Source organism: Streptomyces sp. NPDC006235 (assembly GCF_040613735.1).
GTDB lineage: Bacteria > Actinomycetota > Actinomycetes > Streptomycetales > Streptomycetaceae > Streptomyces.
In genome coordinates, this window is the sequence record NZ_JBEXSR010000070.1 from 19,743 (window position 1) to 27,643 (window position 7,901).

At 72.9% G+C, this 7,901-nt stretch carries 6 protein-coding genes and 1 pseudogene; 5 read left to right on the forward strand and 2 right to left on the reverse strand.

The genetic code is table 11. The features are described from left to right. Positions 1 to 149 precede the first annotated feature (149 nt). Positions 150 to 1,913 (forward strand): alkaline phosphatase D family protein, encoded by a 1,764-nt coding sequence (locus tag ABZ192_RS41130; RefSeq protein ID WP_356929575.1) that lies wholly within the window; start codon positions 150 to 152, stop codon positions 1,911 to 1,913. Beyond that, a complete protein-coding gene (locus ABZ192_RS41135) occupies positions 1,871 to 3,247 on the forward strand; it encodes an alpha-lytic protease prodomain-containing protein (protein WP_356929576.1) in 1,377 nt (458 codons plus the stop codon). Before ABZ192_RS41130 ends, ABZ192_RS41135 begins: the two co-directional genes overlap by 43 nt. 61 nt (positions 3,248 to 3,308) lie before the next feature. Here ABZ192_RS41135 and ABZ192_RS41140 read toward each other — a convergent pair. Together ABZ192_RS41140 and ABZ192_RS41145 are read right to left on the reverse strand one after the other, a co-directional pair. After that, positions 3,309 to 3,461: pseudogene (locus tag ABZ192_RS41140) on the reverse strand (penicillin-binding protein); the annotation flags it as partial. 171 nt (positions 3,462 to 3,632) lie between these two features. Then, entirely contained in the window at positions 3,633 to 5,111 is a 1,479-nt protein-coding gene (locus ABZ192_RS41145; protein ID WP_356929577.1) for an ornithine decarboxylase, read from the reverse strand. A gap of 277 nt (positions 5,112 to 5,388) precedes the next feature. Between ABZ192_RS41145 and ABZ192_RS41150 the strand changes: the two genes are divergently transcribed. The 3 genes from ABZ192_RS41150 to ABZ192_RS41160 all read left to right on the forward strand — a co-directional run bounded on the left by ABZ192_RS41150 (position 5,389) and on the right by ABZ192_RS41160 (position 7,887). Then, a complete protein-coding gene (locus ABZ192_RS41150; protein ID WP_356929578.1) occupies positions 5,389 to 6,564 on the forward strand; it encodes an amidohydrolase in 1,176 nt (391 codons plus the stop codon). Positions 6,565 to 6,636: 72 nt separating this feature from the next. Next, complete coding sequence (locus ABZ192_RS41155; RefSeq protein WP_356929579.1) at positions 6,637 to 7,170, forward strand: DoxX family protein; 534 nt, start codon at positions 6,637 to 6,639, stop codon at positions 7,168 to 7,170. Positions 7,171 to 7,245: 75 nt separating this feature from the next. After that, positions 7,246 to 7,887, forward strand: coding sequence for a hemerythrin domain-containing protein (locus ABZ192_RS41160; RefSeq protein ID WP_356929580.1), 642 nt, complete (start codon positions 7,246 to 7,248; stop codon positions 7,885 to 7,887). The last annotated feature ends 14 nt before the right edge of the window (positions 7,888 to 7,901 follow it).

The following is a 7,901-nucleotide window of genomic DNA, read 5'->3' on the forward strand; positions in this document are numbered from 1 at the left end:
ACGCCGGCGGCGGTCTTCGTGTGCGCGGTTTCTCTCCGCGCCGTACGGCCCGTACCGCCTCTGGTGTGAACGCCCCGCAAGTCGTGCCGTTTTCAGGCATTTCGTCAGCTCAGCGTGCTTGCTCCGCGCCCCGTACGAGAAGACGTCAGATGGCGCTGACGGGCCGTCAAAGACCGCCGCCCGAGCATTCCTTCTCCCCGCACGACGCCGTACTGCGCACCGCGGCACCGCATGTCGCCCGCCGCCGCTTCCTGACCGTCACCGCGGCGGCGGCCATGCTCGCCTTCTCCACCAACCGGCCGGCCCGCGGTGCCACCGCCGCTCCCGAGCTCGACGCGGCGCGGATCACCGACGACCCGTTCACCCTCGGCGCGGCCTCCGGGGACCCGCTGCCCGACTCGGTACTGATCTGGACCCGGCTCGCTCCCGAGCCGTTCGCGGAGGACGGCGGCCTGGGTCAGCAGCGGGTCGTCGTCTCCTGGGAAGTGGCCATGGACGAGTGGTTCGTCTTCGTCGAGCAGAGCGGGGTCGCCACCGCCCACCCCGAGTACGGCCACAGCGTGCACGTCGACGTCAAAGGCCTGATGCCGGACAGCCACTGCTACCGGTTCCGGGTCGGCGCGTGGATCAGTCCCGCGGGCCGTACCCGTACGGCACCGGCTGCGGGCAGTGACCCCGACAGCATGCGGCTGGCCGCCGTCGCCTGCCAGGCCTACCAGGACGGCTACTACACCGCCCGCCGGCATCTGGCGCAGGAGGACGTCGACGTGGTCTTCCACCTCGGCGACTACCTGTACGAGTACGCCGTGGACTCAGCGGGCGGCGCCCGCCGCTACACCGACGTCAAGCTGCCCGACGTGTTCAACCGGGAGGCGACCACACTGGCGGACTACCGGCTGCGCTACGCGCTCTACAAGACCGATCCCGGCCTGCGGGCCGCGCACGCCCAGCACCCGTTCGTCGTCACCTGGGACGACCGCGAGACGGAGAACAACTACGTGGGCGCCGTGGACGAGGAGCACAGCCCCCAGGAGGAGTTCCTGGTCCGCAGGGCCGCCGCCTACCGGGCGTACTGGGAGAACCAGCCGCTGCGCGCCGCGCAGTTGCCGAAGGGGCCCGACGCCCGGCTGTACCGCCGGCTGGCCTGGGGCTCGCTCGCCCAGTTCGACATCCTCGACACCCGCCAGTACCGCTCCGACCAGGCCTACAACGACCGGCCGCACGCGCCGGGCGCCGAGTCGGACGACCCGGCGCGCACCCTCACCGGCGCCGAGCAGGAGCGCTCGCTGCTGGACGGGTGGTGGGACTCCGACGCCCTGTCGAACGTGATGCCCCAGCAGGTGTGCTTCTCCCCGCGCAAGTTCGACCTGACCGCGCCTGCCCAGGTCTCCATGGACGCCTGGGACGGTTACCGCGCCTCCCGCAACCGGGTCATGGCGGGTGCGAAGGCGGCGGGCATCGACAACTGGATGGGCCTCACCGGCGACGTCCACGTCGGGTACGCCTTCGACGTCAAAGAGGACTTCGACGACCCGCAGAGCGAGACGGTCGGCACGGAGTTCACCTGTACCTCCATCGCCAGCGGCGGGAACGGCGCCGAGAAGCCGCCCGACTGGGAGACGTACATGAAGGCCGACCCGCACATGAAGTACTTCGACGGCCGCGTCCTTCGTCACGGAGGTGGGTTCGCCCGGCCTGAAGTCCGCGTGAGACGAGGGGCGGCCGCCGTACTGCACTTGGCGCCCTTCGCCGCACCAAAGCGCGAAACGGGGCCGCCGTGGACATCACGCAAGGCCCTTCAGGCAAGGCCGTTCAGGCAAGGCCTCGGGCTTTGCGGCAGTTACACCCGTGAACGAAGGAGACACCACGCATGGTCCACAGACATGCCGTCACCGGACGCCGAGCGGCCCTGACCGCGCTCGGCGCGCTCGTCGCCACCGGGCTCCCCTTCGCCGTGGCGGCCGAGCCCACCCCGGCGGCGGGCCCGCCGCCCACCGCCGCCCAGACGCTCGGCGCCGACCGGCCGTCGGCTCCGGTACTGCGCGCCATGGAGCGCGATCTCGGCCTGACCCCGGCCCAGGCGTCGCGGCGGCTGGTCAACGAGGCGGAGGCGGGCACCCGGGCCGGGCGCCTGCGCAACGCCCTGGGCGACCGGTTCGCGGGGGCCTGGCTGCGGGGCACGACGTCGCAGGAGCTCGTCGTGGCGACCACGGACACCGCGGACGTGGCCACCATCAAGGCGCAGGGCGCGAAGGCGGCCGTCGTGAAGAAGTCGCTGCGCGACCTGCAGGCGGTGAAGCAGAAGCTGGACGCGGCCGCGGCCCGGGTCAGCACCCGGGACACGCCCCTGTGGTACGTCGACGTCCCGGCGAACCGGGTCGTGGTGCAGGCCGGGAACAAGGCCGCGGCGGCCGCGTTCGTCAAGGCCGCGGGGCTCGACGGCAAGAGCGTGGGCGTCAAGGTGACGGCGAACCGGCCGCGGCTCATGGCGGACGTCACCGGCGGCGACGCCTACTACATCGACGGCACCGCCCACTGCTCGGTGGGCTTCTCCGTCACCAAGGGCGAGCAGGAGGGCTTCGCCTCGGCGGGACACTGCGGCAAGCAGGGCGCCAAGACGACCGGGTTCGACAAGGCGGAGCAGGGCACGTTCCAGGCCTCCACGTTCCCCGGCAAGGACATGTCGTGGGTGGCCGTCAACGACCAGTGGAAGGCCACGGCGAACGTCAAGGGCGAGGGCGACAAGAAGGTGGCGATCACCGGCTCCGTCCAGGCGCTCGTCGGGGCGGCCGTCTGCCGCTCCGGGTCGACCACCGGCTGGCACTGCGGCAAGGTCGAGCAGCACGACACCACTGTGAGCTACGCCGAGGGCAAGGTGGACGGGCTGACCCAGACGACGGTGTGTGCCGAGCCCGGCGACTCCGGCGGGCCGTACGTCGCGGGTGTCCAGGCGCAGGGCGTGACCTCCGGCGGCACCGTTGACTGCAAGAGCGGCGGCACGACGTTCTTCCAGCCGATCAACCCGCTGCTCAGCGAGTTCGGCCTCACCCTGAAGACCGCGGAGGCCGATTCCCCGGCGCCGGCGCCGCAGGACAACGCCGTGGCGCAGCCGTGGGCCGCGGGCCGGGTCTACCAGGCCGGGGCCACCGTGATCCACGCCGGTGTGCGCTACCAGTGCCTCCAGACCCACCAGGCCCAGGGTGTGTGGGCGCCCACCCGCACGCCGGCCCTGTGGCAGCGGATGTGACGACAGGTCAGGGCTGCCCGGCGCCGGCGCGGTCCGTGCCGCCGGCGCTGGGCGGGCCCCGCTACTCCTCCGCGGCCAGCAGCGCATACGCCACGGCCACGAACGGGTCGTGGGCGCGGAACCGGCGGGTGCACACCGCGGCCAGGGCCGTGCCGGTGTCCGGGCGGAAGCCGAGGATCGCCTGCTGGCCGAGGGTCGCGCCGCCGTGGAAGAAGGTCCAGGGTTCCGGCAGTCCACCGAGCCAGGTGCTGCGCAGCGCCTTGGGCATCCCGTCCGACCGGCGCACGGCGGTGCTTTCCTCTGCGTTCAGGACGCCGAGCCGCCGGGTGGCCGTCTGTTCGGTGAACTGCCAGCTACGGGTCCGGGCCATGACTTCTTCAACATCTCAGGCATGAGTGGTTGACCCTCGTGCCACCACGCGCAGGGTGCGGACGGAGGAGTCCGCCGCGTCGGGGATGAGGACCCCGTGCTCGACACCGCTGCGCAGGTAGTCCAGAACCTCGTCGGTGACGACCTCGCCGGGTGCCACGACGGGCACGCCCGGGGGGTAGGGGCTGATCATCTCCGCGGCGATCCGCCCCGCGGCCCGCTCGGCGGGCACGTGTTCGACCGGGGCGAAGAACGCCTCGCGGGGCAGCATGGCCTGCTCCAGCTCCAGTGCCGAGGGCTCGGGCAGGTGGACCGGCGGCCGCCGCTCGATGGTGTCCGCCCGCTCGACGAGCTCGGCCAGGGCGTCCACCAGGACCGTCTCGGTCTCGTCGTCGTCCGCGTGCGTGATCGAGGCGCTGATGCGGCAGGTGTCCGAGCCCCCGACGTCCACATGCCGGTGGGTGCGCAGCCACTCCGCGGCCTGCATGCCGCTGATGCCGAGCTTGCGTACGTCGATGACGAGCTTGAGCGGATCGAGGTCGGCGGCGAGCCCCTCCTCCACGACCTCGCGCCCCATGGGCCGCAGACCCGGCAGCTCGGCGACCGCCGCCCGGATGCGTTCGGCCCGGCGGATGGCGGCTTCCAGGAGCTCGTGCCCCTGTTCGACCATCTGGCGGCGCCAGCCGTCGAGCGTGGCGTACACGAGGGAGGAGGCGCTGGTGGTGCCGAGCAGGTCCTCGCGCTGCTTGAGGGCCTCGGGCGAGACGCGGTCGTACTGGAGGTGGAAGACGGAGCTCTGTTCCACGGCCCCGCCCATCTTGTGCACGCTCGTCACGACCAGGTCGGCTTCGGCGTCCATGCCCCAGGCGGGCAGGCCGGGGTGGAACGGCAGGTGGGCGCCCCAGGCCTCGTCGACGATGACGGGCACGTCGAAGGAGTGGCACACCCGGGCCACTCCCCCGATGTCGGCGCAGGAGCCCCAGTCGGTGGGGGTGATGAGCAGCATGCCCTTGGCGTCGGGGTGCTCCCGGAGCCGCCGACGGACGTCGTCGGGCTCCGGCGGGTGGGCCAGGTGCCGTTCGGCGTCGAACTTCGGGTGTACCCAGATCGGTTCGACGCCGTTGACGACGACGGCCGCGACGACCGACTTGTGGGCGTTGCGCGACAGCAGGAGCTTCTCGCCCGGCCCGGCCGTGGCCAGCATGGCGGTCTTCACGGACAGGGAGCTGCCGCAGGTGGAGAAGAACGCCTGCTCGGCGCCGACCGCGTCCGCCATGAGCTCCTGGGCCCGGCTGAGGACGCCCTGCGACTGGCGGCGGTCGTCGAGGCCGTTGAGGGAGAGCACGTCGGACCGGAACACGTCGAGCCCGACGATCTCCGCCACCCGGGGGTCCACTCCCCTGCCCTGCTTGTGGCCCGGCGGGCCGTAGGCGATGTCGCCGCGGCGCCGGAAGTCCTCCAGCGCCTCCAGGACGGGCACGCGCGAGTGGTCCATGGTTCCTCCCAGGTCCGGCCCGCCCGGCCGCCGCCGCGGCGTCCACGCTGTCGTGGCCCGGCGGGCACACCGACCGTGTTGCACTCCGGCACGGGTCGAAACGCCGTGCAGTCGCGGCATCACCTCGTCGCGCCGAGCTGCGCACCCACTCGCCCGCCCCCACCGGGGACACCCTCGCGGGTTACCTGCGGGCCCAGGCCCCGACGCCGCGAGTGTCGCCGCACCCGGCGGTGAAACCCGGTCGGGGACACACCGCCGCCGACGCCGGGAGGTTCCTGTGGAGCGCACGCTCGAGGACGTGCACCAAGCCGTTCGGGGGGAGGTGGCGGCGCGGGCCGACGCGTTGTGGAGCGTGGCCTGCCGGCTGCACGCCGAGCCCGAGTACGCCTTCGCCGAGCACCGGGCAGCCGCCCTGCTGTCGGATGAGCTGGAGCGGGCCGGTTTCGTCGTGGAGCGCGGCGTGGCGGGCATGCCGACCGCGTTCACGGCGCGCTCTGGCGAGGGCCGGCCCGCCGTGGCGCTGCTGCTGGAGTACGACGCCCTGCCCGGCCTCGGTCACGCGTGCGGCCACAACCTCATCGCGGCGGCGGGCCTGGGAGCCGCGCTCGCCGTGAGGGCCGTGGTGGAGGAGGCGGCCGGGTCGGTGCTGGCGGTGGGCACGCCCGCCGAGGAGGGCGGCGGCGGCAAGGCCCTGGAGGTGGAGGCCGGGGTGTTCGACGACGTCGACGCGGCGCTGATGTTCCACCCGGGCGTCCACAGCTGGGCGCGTGCACCGCTGACCGCGCAGGTGCAGTACCGGGTGGCCTTCCACGGCCGGGCCGCGCACCCCACGGGGAACCCGACCGAGGGCATCGACGCGCTCGCGGCGCTGGTGGAGCTGTTCAACGTGCTGGCCGTGCTGGGGCGGCGGCTGCCGGAGGGCTCGCACGTGCAGGGCATCGTCACCCAGGGCGGCATCGCCACGAACATCGTCCCGGAGTACGCCGAGGGCCTGTTCGGTCTGCGCGCGGCCACGACTGCGGCGCTGGAGGACCTCACGGAGCAGGTGCGGGAGTGTGCCGCCGGGGTGGCCCGGGCCACGGGCACGACCGCCGAGGTGGAGCGGGCCACCGTGCGCTACGAGCACTTCCGGGACAGCGAGACGCTGTCCGAGCGGTTCGCCGCGCACCTGTCCCGGGCCGGGATCCCGCTGTCACCGCCCGTGCCCGGGGTGTACCTGGGCTCGTCCGACATCGGGAACGTCAGTACGCGGGTGCCCGCCGTCCACCCGTTCGTCGCGATCATGGACGAGGACGGCTCCGACCACACCCCGGAGTTCGCCGAGGCCGCCGCCTCGCCCCGGGCCCGCGAGGTGCTGGTCGCCGCTACGGAGGCCCTCGCGTGCACCGCCGTGGACGTCCTGCTGTCCGAGGAGCTGCGCGCGCGGGCGTGGGCGCGGCACCGGGCGGCGTGAACCGGGTGAGTGGTTGCGCCCCGGGCGGGGAACCCGGCGAGCGCTGTACCCACCGACACCCTGGAGAGGGCCATGAGTCTGTTGCGCGTGCTCGGCCGTCCCATGCTGGCCTCGATGTTCCTCACGGGCGGCCTGAACTCCGTCCGCGACCCGGAGTCCGTCACCCCGGCCGCCGAGCCTGTCGTCCAACCGGTCACCGAACGCGTCTCGGCACTGCCCGACCGCACCGAGCAGGTCGTACGGCTGAACGGCGCCGTGCAGGTCGTGGCCGGCCTGATGCTGGCCACCGGGCGCATGCCGCGTCCGGCCGCGCTGGCCATCGCGGCCACGCTGGTGCCGACGACGCTGGCAGGGCACCGCTTCTGGGAGGCGGAGGATCCCTCGGAGCGTGCCCAGCAGCGGATCCACTTCTTCAAGAACATGTCCATGCTGGGCGGCCTGCTGATCGCCGCGGACGACACCGGCGCCCGCCCCTCGGTGGTGTGGCGCGGCAGCCACGCCGCCCGTGGCCTGCGGCGGGACGCGGGCCTGGTGCGGCGCTCCGTCCGCGCCACCACGGGCCCGGCCGCGGCGGCCGGGCGTGTCCGGGCCAAGCTCCCGGTCTGACGTACATCCGGGGGCGATCCGACCGCGCGTTAGCCCCCTGGGGCCCTGGGGACCCGGGGGCTGGAGGTGAAGGACATGGGACACGGAGGAAACGTCATCGACGAGCTGGTGACCGATCACCGCGAAGTCGAGGAGATGTTCGGCAAGATCGAGGGGCTGCCGTCCGGTCACAAGGACCGCAAGATGTACGCGGACCAGGTCACGATCGAGCTGGTGCGGCACTCGGTGGCCGAGGAGGCCTACCTCTACCCGGCCGTACGCGAGCACGTGGCCAATGGGGACACCCTCGCTGACCGGGAGCTCGAGGACCACGCCACGGCCGAGCGGATCATGAAGGACTTGGAGGGCTGTGACGCGGGCGACCCGGACTTCGACCGGCTGATGGGCATGCTGATGAGCGAGATCCGCTCGCACATCGCCGACGAGGAGGGCAACCTCTTCCCGGCCCTGCGGCAGGCCTGCCCGGCGGACGCGCTCAACGAGCTGGGCGAGAAGGTCCGCAAGGCGAAGAAGACAGCCCCGACCCGGCCGCACCCGGCCGCTCCCGACAAGCCTCCGGCGAACAAGCTCCTGGCTCCGGGCACCGGCATGGTCGACCGGCTGCGCGACGCGCTGACCGGTCGCGGCAAGTCCGAGCGCCGGCACTGTCGAAGGAGGTCAGGACCAGCAGGGTCAGCACGAAGGTCGCCAGGAAGACGGCGAAGGTCGCCTTGGTGATCCGGCTCCGGACG

Bases quoted from the DNA above. Each gene is read 5' to 3' on its own strand.
- ABZ192_RS41130 (WP_356929575.1), top strand. From the start codon at position 150: ATGGCGCTGACGGGCCGTCAAAGACCGCCGCCCGAGCATTCCTTCTCC.
- ABZ192_RS41135 (WP_356929576.1), top strand. From the start codon at position 1,871: ATGGTCCACAGACATGCCGTCACCGGACGCCGAGCGGCCCTGACCGCG.
- ABZ192_RS41145 (WP_356929577.1), bottom strand. From the start codon at position 5,111: ATGGACCACTCGCGCGTGCCCGTCCTGGAGGCGCTGGAGGACTTCCGG.
- ABZ192_RS41155 (WP_356929579.1), top strand. From the start codon at position 6,637: ATGAGTCTGTTGCGCGTGCTCGGCCGTCCCATGCTGGCCTCGATGTTC.
- ABZ192_RS41160 (WP_356929580.1), top strand. From the start codon at position 7,246: ATGGGACACGGAGGAAACGTCATCGACGAGCTGGTGACCGATCACCGC.